8 protein-coding genes are annotated in these 19197 nt (G+C 62.2%); 4 read left to right on the forward strand and 4 right to left on the reverse strand.

All coding sequences use genetic code 11. From position 1 onward, the window contains the following. Positions 1-128: 128 nt before the first annotated feature. From OMR58_RS07335 to fes, 3 genes are read right to left on the reverse strand one after another with little or no spacing between them, the layout of a single operon-like run. Positions 129-8666, reverse strand: a complete 8538-nt coding sequence (locus OMR58_RS07335) for a non-ribosomal peptide synthetase (RefSeq protein ID WP_264545588.1) — start codon at positions 8664-8666, stop codon at positions 129-131. A gap of 58 nt (positions 8667-8724) precedes the next feature. Further along, on the reverse strand, positions 8725-8937 hold the full coding sequence (locus OMR58_RS07340; protein WP_105591534.1) for an MbtH family protein: 213 nt from the start codon (positions 8935-8937) through the stop codon (positions 8725-8727). Continuing rightward, the gene (fes, locus tag OMR58_RS07345; protein ID WP_264545589.1) at positions 8930-10288 is read right to left on the reverse strand and encodes an enterochelin esterase; all 1359 of its coding nucleotides are present in this window, start codon (positions 10286-10288) and stop codon (positions 8930-8932) included. The genes OMR58_RS07340 and fes overlap by 8 nt, the downstream gene beginning before the upstream one ends. A gap of 370 nt (positions 10289-10658) precedes the next feature. On the opposite strand from fes, the gene OMR58_RS07350 reads away from it, so the two are divergent. Further along, positions 10659-12782 carry a TonB-dependent siderophore receptor gene (locus tag OMR58_RS07350; protein WP_264545590.1) on the forward strand — a complete coding sequence of 708 codons (2124 nt, stop codon included), beginning with the start codon at positions 10659-10661 and terminating at the stop codon, positions 12780-12782. Between the two features lie 181 nt (positions 12783-12963). Here the strand turns inward: OMR58_RS07350 and OMR58_RS07355 are convergent, their stop codons facing one another. Further along, positions 12964-13104, reverse strand: coding sequence for a hypothetical protein (locus OMR58_RS07355; RefSeq protein ID WP_264545591.1), 141 nt, complete (start codon positions 13102-13104; stop codon positions 12964-12966). A gap of 137 nt (positions 13105-13241) precedes the next feature. Between OMR58_RS07355 and OMR58_RS07360 the strand changes: the two genes are divergently transcribed. From OMR58_RS07360 to OMR58_RS07370, 3 genes are all read left to right on the forward strand, one after another. Beyond that, complete coding sequence (locus OMR58_RS07360) at positions 13242-15437, forward strand: TonB-dependent siderophore receptor (RefSeq protein WP_444861300.1); 2196 nt, start codon at positions 13242-13244, stop codon at positions 15435-15437. 146 nt (positions 15438-15583) lie between these two features. Then, on the forward strand, positions 15584-16609 hold the full coding sequence (locus OMR58_RS07365) for a C45 family autoproteolytic acyltransferase/hydolase (RefSeq protein WP_264545593.1): 1026 nt from the start codon (positions 15584-15586) through the stop codon (positions 16607-16609). A gap of 250 nt (positions 16610-16859) precedes the next feature. After that, positions 16860-18878 (forward strand): sigma-54-dependent Fis family transcriptional regulator, encoded by a 2019-nt coding sequence (locus tag OMR58_RS07370; protein WP_264545594.1) that lies wholly within the window; start codon positions 16860-16862, stop codon positions 18876-18878. Positions 18879-19197: the final 319 nt, after the last annotated feature.

The following is a 19197-nucleotide window of genomic DNA, read 5'->3' on the forward strand; positions in this document are numbered from 1 at the left end:
ACATAGGTAATCTGTTCTCACAAATAAAAAAAATCCACGCAACCGCGTGGATTTTTCAGGTTCAAATAACTTCAATGAGATTCAATATAACCTCTTCAAACAAACCTCATTCAACCTCAAACCAGCCTTCACCCCAAATTCCTCGTTGCAGCAATCACCGAATTCAGCAGCGGACCAAGCGCCACCAGCGACTCCGGCGACAGGATATCCATATGCTCGCAGGGCAGGCGGTGGATCGCCAGCTTGCGCAGATATGGTGCCCAGCAGGCCGCTACGTCCATGCCTTCCGGCAGCGTTTTGCTGGCGACGAACAGCGTGGCTTCGCCGTCGAACCGATCGCTGGCGGCTGCGGACAGTCGTAGCACCGCATCGCGGTAGTTTGCCACGATGCTGCGGAACATCGCCGCTTTCTCCGCCTGTAGCAGCGGGTCGCTGTCGTCGATGTTGGCGGCCATAAACTCAGCCTCCTCCCGTGCCACTTCGGCCCGGGTTTCCTCTTCCGACGGCGGCGTCCAGTCCTGTCCTTCCGGCGGGTAGGTATCCAGCAGGCCGAGGAACGCGACCTCTTCGCCCTGCTGTTGCAGGCGCGCCGCCATGCCGTGGGCGAGGGTGCCGCCCAGCGAGTAGCCGAGCAGATGGTACGGCCCCTGCGGCTGCACGCTGCGGATCGTCGCAAGATGGCGATCGCACATCTCATCAATGCTGTCGCAGTTGGCAATCACCCCGTCCGGGCGCGGCGACTGTAGGCCGACAATCGGGAAGTCACCGTCGATGTAGCGCATCATCCCCGCATACTGCCAGGCGAAGCCGGAAGCGGGGTGGATGCAGAACAGCGCGGGGCCGCTGCCGCTGCGGAACGGCAGGCATTCACCGTTGGCGCGGCTTTCCGCACCGTCCGCGCTGCCGTCGTCCAGCAGGCGCGCTATTTTCTCCACGCTGCGGGCGGCCATAATCTGACCGATCGACAGCGGGCTGCGGGTGCGGCGTTTCAGCTCTGCCGCCAGGCGCATTGCAAGCAGCGAGTGGCCGCCGAGCGCGAAGAAGTCATCATCGGCATGAATTTCATCGCGATCCAGCAGACGGGCGAACAGATCCGCGAGCAGTCGCTCGTGCTCCGTTTCCGGCCGCCGTCCACCGGATCGCGGGGCCTGCGGCAGCGGCAGGGCCTTACGGTCCAGCTTGCCGTTGGCGCTGAGCGGGAAGTTATCGGTAAACACATAGCTGACCGGCAGCATATGGGCGGGCAGTCGTTCCGCCAGCTGCTGATGCAGTCGCTCGCTGTCCGGCTGCGCGCCGGGCTCGGCAATCAGCCAGGCTACCAGCTGCCGCGCATCGGCACCGCCGGTGCTCTGGCCGCCAAGCTCGCGGGCGGCAACCACCGCCTGCGCCACGCCCGGGAGGGCCAGCAGTGCCTGTTCGATTTCACCCAGCTCGATGCGCTGGCCGCGGATCTTCAGCTGATCGTCGCTGCGGCCAAGGTATTCCACCGCGCCGTTATCCAGCCAGCGGGCGATATCGCCGGTGCGGTACATACGTTCACCTGCGGCAAACGGATCGGCGACAAAGCGCTGGGCGGTGAGGTCGGCGCGGTGCAGGTAGCCGTCGGCCAGCTGTACGCCGCTCAGGTAGAGATCGCCCGCCACGCCCACCGGCACCGGCCGCAGCAGGGCATCGAGAATGCGCAGCTCGGTGTTCCATACCGGATAGCCGATCGGCACCCCGGCCCCCTGACAGGCGGCCAGCGCATCGCCGGAAGCCGGATACCAGCTGACATCGACGGCGGCTTCGGTCGGGCCGTACAGATTGTGCAGCGGTGCGGCAACCCGTGACTGATAGTCATTAGCCAGATCGCAGGAGAGCGCCTCGCCGCTGCAAAATACCCGGCGCAGCGTGCGGCAGTGCGGGGCATCCGTACCGCTTTCCAGCGTGGCGGTCCACGCGGCCAGCATCGACGGCACGAAGTGCAGGGTGGTGACGCTGTAATCGTTGATTAAGCGGGTCAGCGCGTCCGGGTCGCGATGCGCATCAGGCGGTGCCATCAGCAGCTGCGCCCCGGTCATCAGCGGCCAGAAGAACTCCCACACCGACACGTCAAAGCTGCACGACGTTTTCTGTAGCACCACGTCATCCGCCGCCAGCGGGTAAGCATCCTGCATCCACCACAGGCGGTTAACGATCGCCTGATGCCCGACCACCACGCCTTTCGGCCGCCCGGTAGAGCCGGAGGTATACAGCACGTAGGCCGGGCTGTCCGCGCGGGCCGCAGGCAGCGAATGCTGCGGTTCGGCCTCGTCGGCCAGCCGGTCGAAGGTCAGCAGCGTGCCCAGTGCGGCGAAGCGGGATGCCAGCGTGCTTTCGGTGATGGTTAACGCCGGACGGGCATCTTCTACCATATAGCTCAGGCGATCGTCCGGGTAGCCGGTATCCAGCGGCAGCCAGGCCGCGCCGACCTGCACAATCGCGGTCAACGCCAGGCTCAGGCGCACCGAGCGCGGCAGCGCCACGGCGACCACATCCCCCGGCTTAACGCCTGCCGCAATCAGGCGATCCGCCAGCAGGCGTGCCTGCACATCCATCTGGCGATAGGTCAGACGATGCTCAACGTCCAGCAGCGCCAGCGCGTCCGGCGTGCGGGTAACTTGGCGTGCAATGGCCTGCTGGAGGGTATCGGCGGCGAGCGGATGCGCGGTAGCGTTGATCTTCGCTATCAGCGCCTGCTCATCCGGCGTTTGCAGTGCCCAGCGTGCCAGCGGCCGATCCGGCTCGGCCACCAGCTGTTCAATCAGCATCAGCAGGCGATCGGCCAGGCGCTGCGGATGGCTGACCGCATCGCGATACTCCATCAGCAGTTGTAAGCGTTCGCCCGGCAGCACCAGCAGCGTCAGCGGATAGTGGGTGTAGCCCCGGTTGCCAATTGCCTCGCAGCGCAGGCCCTCATGTGGGCGGTGCAGATCGCCGTTATCCGGGTAGTTTTCCACTACCAGCAGGGTATCGAACAGCGTTCCGCTGCCCGCCAGCTGCTGTAGTTCGCCCAACCCGAGATCGTCGTGCTCAATCAGCTGGATCTGCTGCGCCTGATGTTCGGCCAGCTGTGCCAGCAGCGGGCGCTGTGCGTCAAATCGCATGCGTACCGGCAGGGTGTTGCTGAACAGGCCGACGTGCTGCTGCTGGCCTTCAATCTGACCAAAGCGGCCGGAAACCGGGGAGCCAAACACCACGTCCTGATGCCCGCTTTCAATAGCCAGCAGCATGCCCCAGATCCCCAGCATCACGCTGTTCAGCGTCAGGCCGCGCTGGCGGCACAGCGCCAGCAGTCCCTGCTCCAGTTCGGGCTTCAGCAGCAGCCGCCGCTCGTGTACCTCGCCCGCAGGGGCGTCAGCGCCGAACAGCAGGGTAGGGCGCACGTCCTGTAAAACCGACTGCCAGATCTGGCGCGATGCGTCGGCATCCCGCGCGGCCAGCTGCCGGACGATGTCGGCATAGCTGGCCCGGTGCGGCGTCAGAGCCTGCGGTCCGTGATACAGCGCGGTCAGCAGATCGGTCAGAATCACTGGCGTGGACCAGCCGTCCACCACCAGGTGATGCGCGTTCAGCAGCAGGGTGGATCGCGGCGTATCGCCGTGGCGCACCAGCACCGCGTGCAGCATGGCGGGCTGGCTGAACAGATCGCGCGCCAGCTCGATTTTCTCCAGCGCCAGCAGCGCGGCGTCCTCCTCTTCCGGCGTCATCTCCGGCAGATGCTGGCTGTCCAGCTGCCAGCAGCCCTGCTGCGGTTCAATCACCGGGAGCAGCTGTAGCGGCTGAAGGGCCAGCTCGCTGTCGAAGCGTGCCGCCAGCTGAGGATGATGGCGCACCACGGCGTTCAGCGCCGCGCGCAGGCGATCTTCATCCACCGGGCCGCTGAAGGTCAGCCGGGTCAGCGAGTTGTAGCTGCCGCTGTCACCGGCGGTCTGGGCGTGGAACAGCAGCCCTTTTTGCAGCGGCAGCAGCGGCAGGATTGCCGCCAGCGGGCCGTGGCGTTTTGCCAGCGCCAGCACATCCGGTTGTTCTACGCCCTCCAGCGCCACTTCGGCCGCCACCAGCGTATCCGCCGCCTGCTGCGGATAGCGGCTGGCGAAGCGGCCCAGCGCGTTGGCAGCATCGGCAATACCGCCGTGCAGGGCGTCGATATCCTGCTCGCTGAAGACCTCACGCAGCCAGCCCCAGTTGATCGCCAGCTGCGGTTCGGCTGCCTGCTCATCAACGAAGATATTGACCTCCAGCGCGTGCAGCTGCGGCATCTGCGGGTCCTGCCAGACGGCAAAGGCATCGCGGAAGCGCTGGCGGGTGCGCTGCGGGGTCCACAGCGCGCTGCCGCTGCTGAAGCGGCCAAGATAGTTAAACAGCACTTCCGGCGCGTGCCGCTGCGCCAGTTCACGCAGCTGCGGGCCGTGTTCATCGCTCAGCCAGCACAGCTGCCCGAAGCCGATACCGCGATCCCTCACCGCACGCATCACGCTTTTCACCGAGCGGACGGCATCGCGCAGATTACCGGTGTCGCCCTCGTTCAGCGAGATCAGCAGCGGATATTCGGCGGTCAGCCAGCCGACGGTGCGGGCCAGATCGCTGTCGCCTTCCAGCTCCGCGCGGCCGTGCGATTCCAGGGTGTAGCGCAGCTCGCTGGCCTCAAAGCATGCAATTAGCGCCAGTGACAGCGCGGAGAGCAGCATCTCTTCGGTGCTGGCGCGATACTGCTGCGGCAGCGTGGTCAGCAGCGCCCGCGTCTGGCTGGCGCTGAGCAGGGTGCGTTTCTCCTTCAGCTCGCCGTGGCGATCGCGGCCAGTCAGCGCGCGCTGGCCGAGCAGCGGCACCGGCGATCGCAGCATACTTTGCCAGAACGGCAGCTCGGTGGCGCGCGCCGGTGTGGTGTTCTTCAGGACGGCGGACCAGTCGTGCAGCGAGGTCTCTTCCGCTATCAGCTGCGGTTGCTGACCGGCCATTACCGCCTCGGCGGCCTGGCGCAGCTCGTCGAGCAGTACACGCCACGACACGCCATCAACCACCAGATGGTGGATAACCAGTACCAGCCCGAAGGTCTGCTGCTGATGCTGTAGCAGCGTGGCCTGCATCATCACGCCGCTGGCCGGATCGAGGCGCTGAACGGCATCGGTGTAGGCATCTTCCGCGCAGGCCTCCACCGCCTGATAGATCGGCGCGGTCTGCACCCAGCCGCTGAAACCGGCAGGCTGCGGTTCACCGACCACCAGCTTTTCGTCGCGGGTAAAGGCAGCAAGCGCGGGATGCGCCCCTGCCAGCGCACGCAGCGCCTGTTCCAGCTGCTGCGGCTGAAGCTCCGCAGGCACCTGTAGCCACACGCCGTGGGCAAAGCGCTGAGTGATGCCGCCGTGCGCGGCAAAGGCGTGCAGGATCGGCAGGCCGTCAATCACGCCCTGCTGCGCCACGCGCTGCGCTTTCACCACGGTCGACAGCGGCTCCATGCTGTGTGCCATGCGGGCGGCGGTGCGCTGGGCGAAGATATCGCGCGGGCGCAGCAGATATCCGGCGCGGCGCGCGGCGGTACTCAGCCCCATCGCGGAAATACTGTCGCCGCCGAGCGAGAAGAAGTCGTCATCGGCCCCGGTGCGCTCCATGCCCAGCAGTTCAGCCACGGCCTGGCAGATCAGCGTTTCCTGTTCGGTCTGTGGCTCACGACCAGGCTTAAACACCGCCTGCTGCGGGGCAGGCAGCGCCTGGCGGTCAATCTTCCCGTTAACGTTGAGCGGCAGGTCGGCCATCACCACCAGCACCGCCGGGACCATATAGTCCGGCAGCGTTACCGCCAGCTGTGCCAGCAGGTGCGCGGAGAGATTTTCATCGGCGCGCAGACTGTCGTCCTGTACCGAGCAGTAGCCGATCAGGCGATGGGTGGCCCCGATAGGCTGGGCGATCACCACGGCGGTGCTGACTTCGGCCAGCGCCACCAGCGCGTTTTCCACTTCGCCCAGCTCCACGCGGAAGCCGCGCACCTTGATCTGGTGATCGACGCGGCCAATAAACGCCAGCTGGCCGTCGCTGCGCCAGCGCATCAGATCGCCGCTGCGGTACATCACCTCGCCGTCGAGGAACGGGTTAGCCACGAAGCGAGCGGCGGTCAGATCCGGGCGGCGCAGGTAGCCGCGGGCGATGCCGGTGCCGGAAATGTACAGCTCGCCCACGCTGCCGACCGGCACCTGGCGCAGCTGGTTGTCCAGCAGCCAGACGCGGGTATTGCCTACCGGGCGGCCAATCACCGGCTGGCCGGAGGCCATCACGCTGGCACCCAGCGTATCAATGGTGTATTCGGAGGGGCCGTAGTAGTTGTGGATCTCGACTTCCGGGTGCTGCTGCATCAGCTTCCACAGCGTTGGGGTAGCCGCCTCACCGCCGATCATCACAAACGCCGGGCGATGGCTTTCCGGCTCAAACAGCCCGCTGTCGATCATCTGGCTGAAGAAGGACGGGGTGATATCCAGCAGATCCACCGGCACCTGCTTCATTTTTTCCAGCAGCGCCCAGGCATCGCGGCGCAGCTCTTCGTCGAAGATCGCCAGCTCGCAGCCCATGATCATGCAGAAAACCGGCTCCCACGAGGAGTCAAACGAGAGCGAAGCGGTGTGCCCGGCGCGCATGCGGCGCGGCTGCGTGCGGTGGAACTTGTCGATCGCCGGGCCAAACAGGTTGCTCTGGTGAGACAGGAACAGGTTGAGCAGCCCCTGATGGGTGCTCATCACGCCTTTTGGCCGCCCGGTGGAGCCTGAGGTGTAAATCATATAGGCCAGATGCTCGCCGCGCTGGGCTTCACGGCGCTCGTCGTCGCGCACCGCCTCGCCAGGTTGCGCTGCACAGGCCGTCAGTACGGCGGCATCGTCGATGCAAAGGTGGGGCAGCGGCGGCATCTGCGCCAGGGTGCCGGTGTGGGTTAACAGCAGCTTCGGCTGGGCGTCGTCGCACATCAGCGTCAGGCGGTCGCGCGGATAGTCGAGGTCCAGCGGCATATAGGCCGCGCCGCTGGCCAGCACGCCGAAGATCGCCACCAGCGAGTCAACGGAGCGAGGAATGCCGATCGCCACCACGTCTTCTGCCCCCAGACCACGGGCAATCAGCTCGCGCGCCAGCTGCATGGCACGGGCGGAGAGTTCACCGTAGGTCAGGCTGACCGCGCCGCAGGTGACGGCAACGGCATCGGGCTGCTGCGCCACGCGTTTTTGCAGCATCGCGAGGATCGACACTTCGCCGGGCTGCGGCGCAACGCGGATGCCGCGTGACCAGCCGTCAATCTGCTGTTGCTCGCGCTCACCGATAAGCGACAGCGCGGCCAGCGGCTGTTGAGGGTTTTCAGCCAACTGGCGGGCAGCGTGGGCGATACGCTCGGCATGCCATTGCAGCATCTGGCGGTCATATTTCTCCGCGCTGGCGACCAGCGTCAGCTGGAGTTCGCCCTGCTGGAAGCCGACTTCAAATTCGATGTCGTCCACCGGCCCCATTGCCAGCGTGTGGCTGACGGCCGCAATACCGTCGAAGCTCAGCGAATCGTGGTACACCTTCAGGTTGATCACCGGGCCGTACAGCGGCTTGCTGCTGCCCACCAGGCCCAGATCGCGGCGCAGCTGCTCGGCTTCATAGCGCTGGTGGCGGCGAACCTGCTTAATTTCCCCCTGCATAACGAGGCTGACATCCGCCAGCGTCATCTCCGGCCGCAGATTCAGCAGCAGCGGCAGCACGTTGACCACCGGCCCAGTGGCTGCAAGGGCGGCAGAGCCCATACGGCGCATAAACGGGAAGCCAACGCTGAGGTGATATTCCCCGCTGATGCGCGCCAGCCAGCTGACCAACAGCGCACTGGTCAGCTCGGCGGGCGTCAGGCTGGCGGTCTGCGGTTGCTGACTGAAGACGGTAAACAGGTCGGCGGGCAGGGTGACCGGCTGTTTCAGCGGGCCGGAAGCGTCGGCAGCGCTGAACGACTCGTTTGACAGGGTTATCGCCGCCGGGAAATCGGCGCAGTGCTGCTGCCAGAACAGCGCCGAGCGCTCATAAGCCGGAGATTGCGGATAGTCGAGGTATTCGGCTACCACCTCGCCGAAGGGAATAAACGGCGAGGCTGCAGGAGTTTCCTGCGCCCGTAGGGCGCGGTAAATCTCGGCCACGCGCCGCGTCAGCGCCTCAAAGCTGAATCCGTCCACCAGCAGATGGTGATAGCGCTGATACCACATCCAGCCGCCGTCACCGATGCGCATCATCACCTGCCGGTACAGCGGACGCTCGCCGTCGGCGGCGAGGTCAGCGGCCAGATCGTCCTGCATAAGCGCCTGCGCCGCCTGGCGCGGGTCGGCGTGCTGGCTGAAGTCAATCCACTCAACCGGCTGCACCTGCTGTGGCGTACTGCGCAGCGGCAGGGTTTGCACCGGCGTGCCGTCCGCCGCCAGGCCAAAACGGGCCTGCACGGTATCGGCCTCCGCCATCGTCTGGCGGATGGCGCGATCCAGCGCGTGGCGATCGATCTCGCCATGCAGTTCACTGTAGTGCGCGACGGTAAAGGTGTTGCTGCGATGGGCGATCTGGTCGGCAATCCAGATCCCCGGCTGCGCGGCGACCAGCGGATAATCGGCAAAGTCTGCCAGTACTTCGGGGGCAATATGAGTCTCGGACACGGTGACGATTCCTGTCAGCAAAACAAAAAAAAGGGTGGAACGCGGCGTGCAGGCCCGATCAGCCTGCCTGTTTCAGCGCCGCCGGGCGCATATCCTGCCAGTGCGCTTCGATATAGCTGATGCAGTCGGCGCGGCTGTCCGGCCCGGCCACGGTCTGCCAGCCGGGCGGCACGTCGGCAAAGGCGGGCCACAGGCTGTACTGCTGCTGTGCATTCAGCAGCACCAGAAAACTCAGGCTTTCATCGTCAAACGGGTTCTGTTGTTCAGTCATGGTGGGTTCCTGTTTCGGCAGGGTGTTGAGGATCGGCGAAATCGGCCAGCAGCCAGCGCAGGCCGTCAATCAGCCCGCCGCGCCAGCACAGCGAATCGTGGCCGCCGGAGAAAATGCGGAAAAAGGTTTTGTGCCCGGCGGCGACCAGCGCTTCGTGCATCTGCTCGCTGAGCGGGGCCATATCGCCTTCGCGGTTGCCGGCTTCCATAAAGATGGTCAGTCGACTGGCGGGAAGATCGCGCTGAATCAGCTGCGCGGTCAGCCAGCCCATTTCACGCTGCTTCAGCTCGCCAAAGTTGCGGATCAGCTGCATATTCGGCCACCAGAACGATCCGGACTGGCTGAGCACGCGGCCAAAGCGGTGCGGGCGGTGCAGCCCGGCATAGGTCGCCGCCAGCCCGCCGTAGCTCTGGCCGGTGACCACGGTGCGATCGGCCTCCTCGCTGAACGGCGTGCGGCCGCGCGCCAGCGGCAGCAGTTCTTCTTCTACTGCCTGCCAGAAGGCGGGGTTGCACGGCAGCTCTTTCTCGCGCCATTCCATATTAATGACGTCAATAAACAGCCAGGCCGCCGCCGGGAAATGATTGCTCTCGGTTTCGCTGTCCAGCGCGCTGAACAGCGGGCTGCCTTCCGCCCAGTTCTGGCCGTCGAGGACGATCACCAGCGGGCGGGTTTCCGGCGTGGCGGTCTGCCCGGTGGTGTAAAGCCAGATGCGGCGTTCATTGCCCAGCAGATCGCTTTGCCAGGTGAACTGTTGCAGGCGACCGGCGTCCGCCAGCGGCGTATGGCCGGAGTCCAGCAGATGCCATGAAGACTGATCCGGCGCGCCCGGCATATGGGCGGCGGAGAGGGGATGATGGCGGCTGTTAAAGTGCGGTGCGCTGTGGTTCAGCGGATCGGAAATGGCAAACGGGAACAGCGATATCCACCACTCGCGCTGCTGGCGGGCGCGGGTTTCCACATCGCTACTGAACGCGGGAGGCAGCTGCGCGGCACCCACCGGGATCAGGCTGTAACTGCCCCGCCACTGCGGATCGATCTCGGTTGACCAGTGCCAGACATCGGTGCCCGGCACGCGGTGCAGGCTCTGCGGCTGCGGGCTGTGGTGGTCGGTGACGCAGTTAATATCGGCATACACCTGGCGCACCGGGGACTGCGATTCATCACCGGCGGGATCGCGCCAGAAGTAGCTCATTTTGACCCGCTCAGCGGAATACGCTTCCACCAGCGGCGTGCCGATATGCGCCAGCTCCTGCCACCAGGCCTCTTCGCCAACGTTTTCCATTGCTAGCAATGCTGCTGCACTTCCGTACGGCTGGCGTGAGGGGCGTGGCCACATCTTTTTCGTCACGGATGTTTTCCTTTGGTTACATTATGTTACTTAAAATTAATCTTTCTAAGTACGCTTAGATTAAACAACGCTAATGCAAATATTATTGAGAACAATTTGCATTTGCAATAAGATGCCGCCCAACTTTCCAGGGGATGACGGTAAGTTACGTAGAGATAACGGTTTTCTCCTGGAAGGAGTGTGGAAAAGTACCGTCAGTCGCAGTGGCAAACGGGCTTTCTTTCTTCGTCGCGCTTATCAATTTTGCTGACAGCCGCGGCTTTATGGGGATTCCCCTGAAAAGTTGTTCCGGACGAGAGAACTGAACATGTTCAAAAAGATTATAAAACAGGCAGGACCAGGCCTGGCAATACACTCTGAAAAACCTTCCATGCGTATTTTACTGGCTTCTTCTCTGTTAATGCTGCCGCTGGCCCATGCCGCCGCAGAGGACACCATTACGGTGACCGCAGAGAACCGTGAAAGCGTCACATCCCCCCTGAAAGGCGTAGTGGCGAAAGAGAGCGCCGCCGGGACCAAGACCGGCACGCCTTTGCGTAAAACGCCGCAATCGATTTCGGTGGTTACCCGCGAGCAGATGGACGACCAGGCGTTTGAGTCGGTGGCCGATGCGCTGAGCTACACCAGCGGCGTGGTGACCAACTATCGCGGTAACTCTAACCGCAACGACGAAGTGATCAGCCGCGGCTTCCGTTATGCGCCGAAGCTGCTGGACGGCCTGCACTCCGGTCTTTCCAGCTCCAGCGGTGGAGCAGGGCAGATCGACCCGTGGCTGTTAGAGCGCGTTGAGATGGTTCACGGCCCGGCGGGCGTGCTGTACGGCCAGGTCAGCCCCGGCGGCCTGCTGATGATGACCAGCAAGCGCCCGACGGCGGAAAGCATTCACGAAGTGAAGCTCAGCACCGGTAACCATCACTTGGGCGAAGCGGCCTTTGATTTCGGCGGTAAGCTGAACGATGACAACACGCTGTTCTACCGCCTCAACGGCATCGCCAGCACCAAAAATGAAACGGTGAAGCACAATAAACAGCAGCGCTGGGCGATTGCGCCGGCGATCACCTGGTTGCCGAATGCCGATACCAGCTTCACCCTGCTGACCAGCTACCAGAACGATCCGAAAGCCGGGTCGCGCAACTTCCTGCCGATGGCGGGCACGCTGAAAAATACCAGCGTGGGCTACCTGCCGTATGATTTCAACATCAACGACCAGAGCTTCTACGGCAACAAGCGTGAGCAGGCCTCCATTGGTTACGAGCTGGATCACAACTTCAACGAAGCGCTCTCCTTCCAGCAGAACCTGCGCTACACCCACCGTGATGAAGACTATAAATATATGGTCTACACCACCAGTTCCAGCGTGAACGACCACACCATCAATCGTCGTCCGCAGCAGGAAACGGCGATGACCAACGAGTTCGGCGTGGATAACCACCTGAAGGGCGTGTTCGATACCGGCGAAGTCAGCCATACCGTGCTCGGCGGCCTGGATTACCGCTGGAGCCGCGTGGCCAGCACGCTGTCGCGCCATACCTCTGATAAGTACCAGCTCGACTGGGCTAATCCGACCAGCGTTGAGGTGAACAACGCCGATATTGCGCTGACCACCAGCAGCGTTAAGCAGCTGCATCAGGTTGGGCTGTATTTGCAGGATCAGCTGGAGTGGGATAACTGGAACCTGGTGCTGTCCGGCCGTAACGACTGGTCGCAGACCCGCACCATCAACCGCATCAGCGGATCGGACGTCACCCAGAACGACAGCAAGCTGACCGGTCGCGCGGGCCTGCTGTACGCCTTTGATAACGGCCTGTCGCCGTATATCAGCTACAGCACCTCGTTTGAACCGAACCTGAGCACCGGCGCGCCGGGTACCGATCCGTTTAAGCCCACCACCGGCGAACAGACGGAAGTCGGGCTGAAGTTCCAGCCGGTCGGCAGCGATACGGTGATGACCGTTTCCTGGTTCGACATCAATCAGAAGAACATCACCTCCTATAACAGCACCACCGGCTACAACGAGCAGATCGGTAAGGTGAATTCGCAGGGTGTGGAAACGGAAATTCACGCGCAGCCGATCCCGGAAGTGAAGCTGATTGCCGCCTACACCTACACCGATGCGGTGACTAAAGAAACCTATACCGCTTCGCAGCTGGGCCATACGCCGGCCAGCATTCCGCGCCACGCGGCATCGGCCTGGGGCAGCTACAGCTTCCTGAACGGTCCGCTGAGCGGCTTCACCGTCGGCGCGGGTGTGCGTTACGTGGGTGATGCGCCTGCGGACTCGACCGGCACCGACGAAGTACCGCACTACACCCTGTACGATGCGATGGTGAAGTACGAGCTGGGCCACGCCGTCTCTTCGCTGGAAGGCACCACCGTACAGCTGAACGTGCAGAACCTGACCGACGAACGCTATGTTGCCTCGTGCAGCAATACCGAAGCCTGCTTCTACGGTACAGACCGTACTGTGGTGGCCTCGGTGAACTACCGCTGGTAAGCACGCCAGGCAGTCGCTCCGCTAATGTGCCGGACACATTTCCGTCAACGTTTCCGGCCAGTTTTCCGCGAAATGTCCGGTAAATTTCTGGCGGGCGGGCTGACCTGCTGAGCCTGCGTTAGAGCACGCTTTAATCATCCCTTTGCCACCCATTCGGGTGGCATTTTTTTTACTGCTGGATTCATTTTTGATCGTTTCCTGCGCGATTTGGCCATAATTGCTGCAAATGATAATGGCATTGAGAATTATTTCCATTTGCAATAATATGCACCGCAGCTTTTGCATGGAAATCGCTAACTCGATATGCAGTAAGGGTTTTCATGCCATCGCCATAACAAGAACCACAGCCGAACAAGGCTGATGAGATCTGTGATAGCGGTCGGGATGTTTTTTTTAACGATAAGTTCCCGGCCGGACTGGTGTTTTTTTGGCAAGCAGTTCCTGAATGGATGAAGAGATATGTTCAGTACCGTAAAAAAACAAGCAAGACCAGGCTTTGCAGTACGTTCCGATAAACACACAATGCGTCTTTTACTCGCCTCCAGCCTGCTGGTGGTGCCGATGGCCCACTCCGCGACCGCCGCGGAAAATACGCTGACCGTGACGGCCCAGACTCAGGAGAGCGTAACGGCGCCATTAAAAGGCGTGGTGGCAAAAGAGAGCACCGCCGGGACCAAAACCGATACCCCGCTGCGCAAAACTCCGCAGTCAATCTCAGTTGCCACCCGCGATCAGATGGATCAGCAGGAACCGGCCTCGGTTGCTGAAGCACTGTCCTACACCAGCGGCGTGGTCACCGATTATCGCGGTAACTCTAACCGTAATGATGAAGTGATCAGCCGTGGCTTCCGCTACGCGCCGAAGCTGCTGGACGGTCTACACTTCGGGCTTTCCAGCCAGAACGGCGGAGCGGGGCAGTTTGATCCCTGGCTGCTGGAGCGCGTGGAGATGGTTCACGGACCGGCAGGCGTGCTGTACGGCCAGGTCAGCCCCGGCGGCGTGGTGGTGATGACCAGCAAGCGCCCAACCGCGCAGGAGATCCGCGAAGTTAAGCTGAGCACCGGTAATCGTCACCTGGCGGAAGCGGCGTTTGACTTCGGCGGCAAGCTGAACGACGACAACACGCTGTTCTATCGTCTGAACGGCATCGGCAGCACCAAACACGAATTCGTCAAGGACAACAAGCAGGAGCGCGTGGCCATTGCCCCGGCGCTGACCTGGCTGCCGAACGAAGACACCAGCTTCACGCTGTTAACCAGCTACCAGAACGATCCGAAAGCCGGTTCGCGTAACTTCCTGCCGCGCGCGGGTACGCTGTACTCCACCAGCGTCGGCTACGTGCCTTACGACTTCAACGTCAGCGAATCAAACTACGATAAGTCGAAGCGCGAACAGGCCTCCATCGGCTATAACCTCGACCATAACTTCAACGATGCGGTGTCGTTCACCCAGAATCTGCGCTTCACCCACCGTGATGAAGATTACAAGTATCTGGTGTACAACGTCGTTGCCCCGGCGAACGACCATACTCTGACCCGCATGGCGCAGCACGAATCGCAGCTGACTAACGAATTCGGCGTGGATAACCAGCTGAAAGGCGTGTTCGATACCGGCGCGGTGAAACATACCGTACTGGGCGGGCTGGACTACCGCTACAGCCATATCAATTCGAAGATGTATCGCGACCGCAACAGCGACTATCCGATCGACTGGGCGAACCCGAGCCATACCGATATTGATACCAGCAAGCTGTCGATTGTCTCCAGCGATCAGAAAACCCTGAACCAGGTGGGCGTTTACGTACAGGACCAGCTGGAGTGGAACGACTGGAACCTGCTGCTTTCCGGCCGCCACGACTGGTCGCAGGTCAATACGCGCGACAACACCTCCGGCGGCTCTGAAGTCAGCTACAACGACAATCAGTTCACCGGGCGCGCGGGCCTGCTGTACGCCTTCGACAACGGTATTTCCCCGTACGTCAGCTACAGCACCTCATTTGAACCGACGCTGTATCAGGGTGAACCGGGCAGCCCGGCGATGAAGCCAACTACCGGCAAACAGACCGAAGTCGGCGTGAAGTATCAGATCCCGGACAGTAATACCCTGCTGACGCTTTCCTGGTTCGATATCACCCAGAAGAATGTGGCCTCGTTTAACCGCACCACTTACTTCTACGATCAGATCGGTAAAGTGAAGTCTCAGGGTGTGGAAGCGGAAGTTCACGCGCAGCCAACCCCGGAAATTGCGCTGACGGCGGCGTACTCCTACACCGATGTGGAAACCAAAGACTCGCCAACCGCCGCTGAAATCGGCCACAGCCCGGCGGCGATCCCGCGCCATGCTGCATCTGCCTGGGGCACCTACAGCTTCCAGCAGGGCGTGCTGAATGGCTTTACCGTGGGCACCGGCGTGCGCTACATCGGCACCGCGCCGGGTGATGCGACCGGTGAATACTCTGTTCCGCACTACACGCTGTACGATGCGATGATGAAATATGACCTCGGTCAGGCAACGTCATCCCTGCGCGGTACTACCCTGCAGCTGAACGTGCAGAACCTCAGCGATAAGAAATACGTTTCCTCATGCAGCGGCGAAGATGCCTGCTTCTACGGCGTGGGTCGTACGATTATCGCCTCGGTTGATTACCGCTGGTAAGCCGCTGCCCTGAAGCATAAGGGGCGCTTTACGGCACGCTCGGGCCGCTGTCTGTGTTGCAGACAGCGGCTTTTTTATTGCGAGTGCGGTTGGTAAGCTCAGCCGAATTCAGTAGATTGATGCATCACTCAATAAAAGAAAACGGCATGAAACATATCACCCTTAGCGGCGACAACTATCAGATTGGCTATCAGCTTGGCGAACTGGGCAGCGATGCTTACCTGCGCGAAGTGCGCGCAACGGCGCTGTGGAGCCACACCAGCGCGTTGAAAAACAGCGATCGATTGCAGGCCATGCAGCAACTGGTGCAGCAGCGTTTTCCTCTGCTGTGGCAGGAACTTCGTGGCCTGGCGGACGGCTTGCAGGCACCGTTTGATGAGGTGTTTGCCTGGAACTGTCGCGGTGACCTGCTGCCGTCAACCTCCGACGGCTGCACCACCGTAACCGGTTTTACCGACGCGGGCGAAGCGCTGATTGCGCACAACGAAGACGGTTTCCCGCAGCTGCGGGAACACTGCGGTATCGTCACCGTTCGGCCCCAGCAGGGGCTGGCGTTTACCAGCTTCTTCTATCCCGGCTCAATCTGCGGGCATACCGTGGCGGTTAACGAGCGCGGGCTGGTGAATACGGTAAACAATATTCGCGCATCCGAACGCCCGCTGGGGTTGCCACGGCAGATTCTGGCGCGTGCGGCGCTGGATGCGGCCACGATCGATGAAGCGGTCGCAATCCTCACTTCGCAGCCGCGCGGTGGAGCGTTCCATCACAGTCTGGCGCAGTGCGGCGATGCGCGCATTGTCAGCGTAGAAGCCACCGGCACGGCGCAGCATGTGCAGATTAACCCTCGTCGCTACGGCCATGCGAACCATCTGATCCACCCGGAAATGTCAGCGGTGGCGCAAACCATCACCGGCAGCTCCGCCAGCCGACAGCAGCGCCTCCAGCAGTGGCTGACAGAAAGCGAAGAGCAGCCGTTAAATCCGGCCCAGGCCCTGACCATCCTCAATGACAACCAGCACGCTGACCTGCCGATTCTTCGGCTGGACCCGGCCGATCCGGATGAAGAAAACACCCTGGCGACGGCGATTTTCGTTATCGGCGCAAGTCAGGTTAACTGGACGCTGTTTACCGACGATCGCCAGTACGCATGTCTCTCAGGTCAGCAGCCCTGAAGTCAGCACAGAACCCGTATCAGCTCTCTTTTTGAGCAAATAAATCGGCCGCGTTTTGCGGCCGATCACAGATTGCCGCCTGATGCGGTGAAAAACTCTCCCCGGGCATTAATCTGATAAAAAATCACTGCTTATCCGTGACGGTTGGCCCGCCCCCGGGCCTGCCTCGCCGTCGCAATTCAGTGTATGATATCGGTCGCTTCAGCAGCGGTTATCCCCGGCCGTCTGTGCCGCTACAGGAGAAACATCCGTGAATCAGAGCCAGCGCGAACATATTGCCACGGTGATGGCCAGTATCAGCAACAGCGCAACGTCGTTGCCTTTCAGGCCGCACGACAGGGCGATCCGCGACTCCTGGCAGCGCTGCGTGGAACATCACGGGCTCGATCCCAGCCGTATGCAGGAGGCCCGTATTCTTCCGTGGCACGAGCTGCGGGAGTACCGTCAGGAGATGGAAGAGTTTCGCCATATTGCCCACCACGGTCTGACGGTGCTGTATAAGCAGATTGCCGCTGCGGGATACGTGCTGCTGCTGACCGACGCGCGCGGCGTTACCGTCGATTATCTGGGCGATGCCGATGCGGAGATCAGCCTGCGGCGGGCGGGGTTGTTCCTCGGTGCGCAGTGGACCGAAGCCTGCGCCGGAACCTGCGCCGTCGGCACCGCGCTGGCGACCGGCAAGGCGCTGACCGTGCATCAGGCTGACCATTTTGATGCCACCCATATTCCGCTGACCTGCACTGCCGTACCGCTGTTCGATCCGCAGGGGCAGTTGAACGCGATCCTCGATATTTCGGCGCTCAGTTCGCCGCAGCCTAAATCCAGCCAGCAGCTGGCACTGCAAATCGCCAAGCTTTACGCCCATCAGATCGAGAATGCCTGGTTTGAACATCGCCACCGCAACGACTGGGTGCTGAAGCTCAGCCCGGCGTCGCCGTTTGTCGAGGTCAGCCCGGATTTCCTGATTGCGTTCGATGCTGGTGGAAACGTGGTGGGGCATAACCATCGCGCCCAGCGCATGCTGGAAAAAGAGCTGGGTATTGAAGCTCCGCCGCCGCACAGCAAAAGCGCACTGCTGGGGATGCCGATCGAGCAGCTGTTTAATACCTCGATTGACAGCCTGCCGGACTGGCTGGCCAGCGCCAACGGGCGGCAGGGCACGCTGGAGCGTGCGCGCAGCGGAGAAAAGCTGTTTGTCACCGCCGTGCAGCCCACCCGCCGCCCGCCGCGCCGCCCGAGCAACCCGGATGCGATACCCGCTCCGCTGGCGGCTCTCAACGGCGGTGATGCCGTGCTGCAACAGCAGTTACAGCGCGCCTCGCGGCTGCTACAAGCCTCGTTGCATCTGGTGATCCACGGGGAAACCGGCAGCGGCAAAGAGTACTTCGCCCGCGCGTTTCATCAGGCCAGCGACCGTCGCGAGCGGCCGTTTGTGGCGGTGAACTGTGCGGCTATTCCGCCGACGCTGATTGAAAGCGAACTGTTTGGTCATCTGCCTGGCAGTTTCTCCGGCGCGGGCAGCAAGGGGCGGCGCGGTCTGATTCAGGAGGCCGACGGCGGTACGCTGTTCCTGGATGAAATCGGTGACATGCCGCTGGAGATGCAGACCCGCCTGCTGCGGGTGCTGGCCGAGCAGGAGGTGCTGCCGGTGGGTGCAACCCGGCCGGTGCCGGTGGATGTGCGGGTGATTTCGGCTTCGCATCACGCGCTGGATCGGCTGGTGGCCGAAGGGCGTTTCCGTACCGATCTGTTTTACCGTTTACAGGGGGCGCGCATCACTCTGCCGCCGCTGCGCCAGCGTAGCGATCTCGACTGGTTAATCGATAAGCTGCTGGCGGGCAGGGTAGAGATGAGCGCAGCTGCACGTCGGCGTTTGCATTCGCATAGCTGGCCCGGCAATTTACGCGAGCTGAATAATGCGCTGGATTATGCCGCGGCGGTGTGCGACGGCGGTCGTATTGAGGCCGGGGATTTGCCGGAGGGGCTGACAACTGCTGCTGCATCATTACAGGTGGCGGCGGGGTTGCCTCAATCTTCTGATGATATCGATATTGAATCTTTGTCGCATTCTGCCGTTGTGCCATTAGCGCCGACGCAGGCCGCTTTTGCCGATGCGGCTTTGCCGCCTGAAGCGCAGCTGCTGGTGCAGTATTTGCGTGCGGCGCGCTGGAATCATAGTGCGGTGGCGCGGCAGATGGGGATCAGTCGTATGACGCTTTATCGCCGGATGCAGCGGTTTGGGATTCAGTCGCCGGTGAATGAGGGGTGAGATCATTCTTGGTGACTTGGTGACCTGATGACTGCGCTGACGGGGGGCTGCCACGACTGGCGGGTCCTCGCGCCACGCGTGGCGTGGTGCCCTCACTGCGTTCGTCAGCCTGTCGGACCGGCTCAGACGGCACATCCGTGTGCCGACCGAGCCTTGCGCCCGCGTCCTGCGGGCTTATCCTGGCTTTCTCTCTTCGTTCAGCGCTGCGGATTACCCGTCGTAGCCGCGACCCGTCCACGCCGTGACTGCTGAGTTGCTTTCAGAGCAAAACGAGCCTGTACATAAATTTGCATAACAAAGCCTGCTGCTGCCTTTCACT

The organism is Erwinia sp. INIA01 (assembly GCF_025947915.1).
GTDB lineage: Bacteria > Pseudomonadota > Gammaproteobacteria > Enterobacterales > Enterobacteriaceae > Erwinia > Erwinia coffeiphila.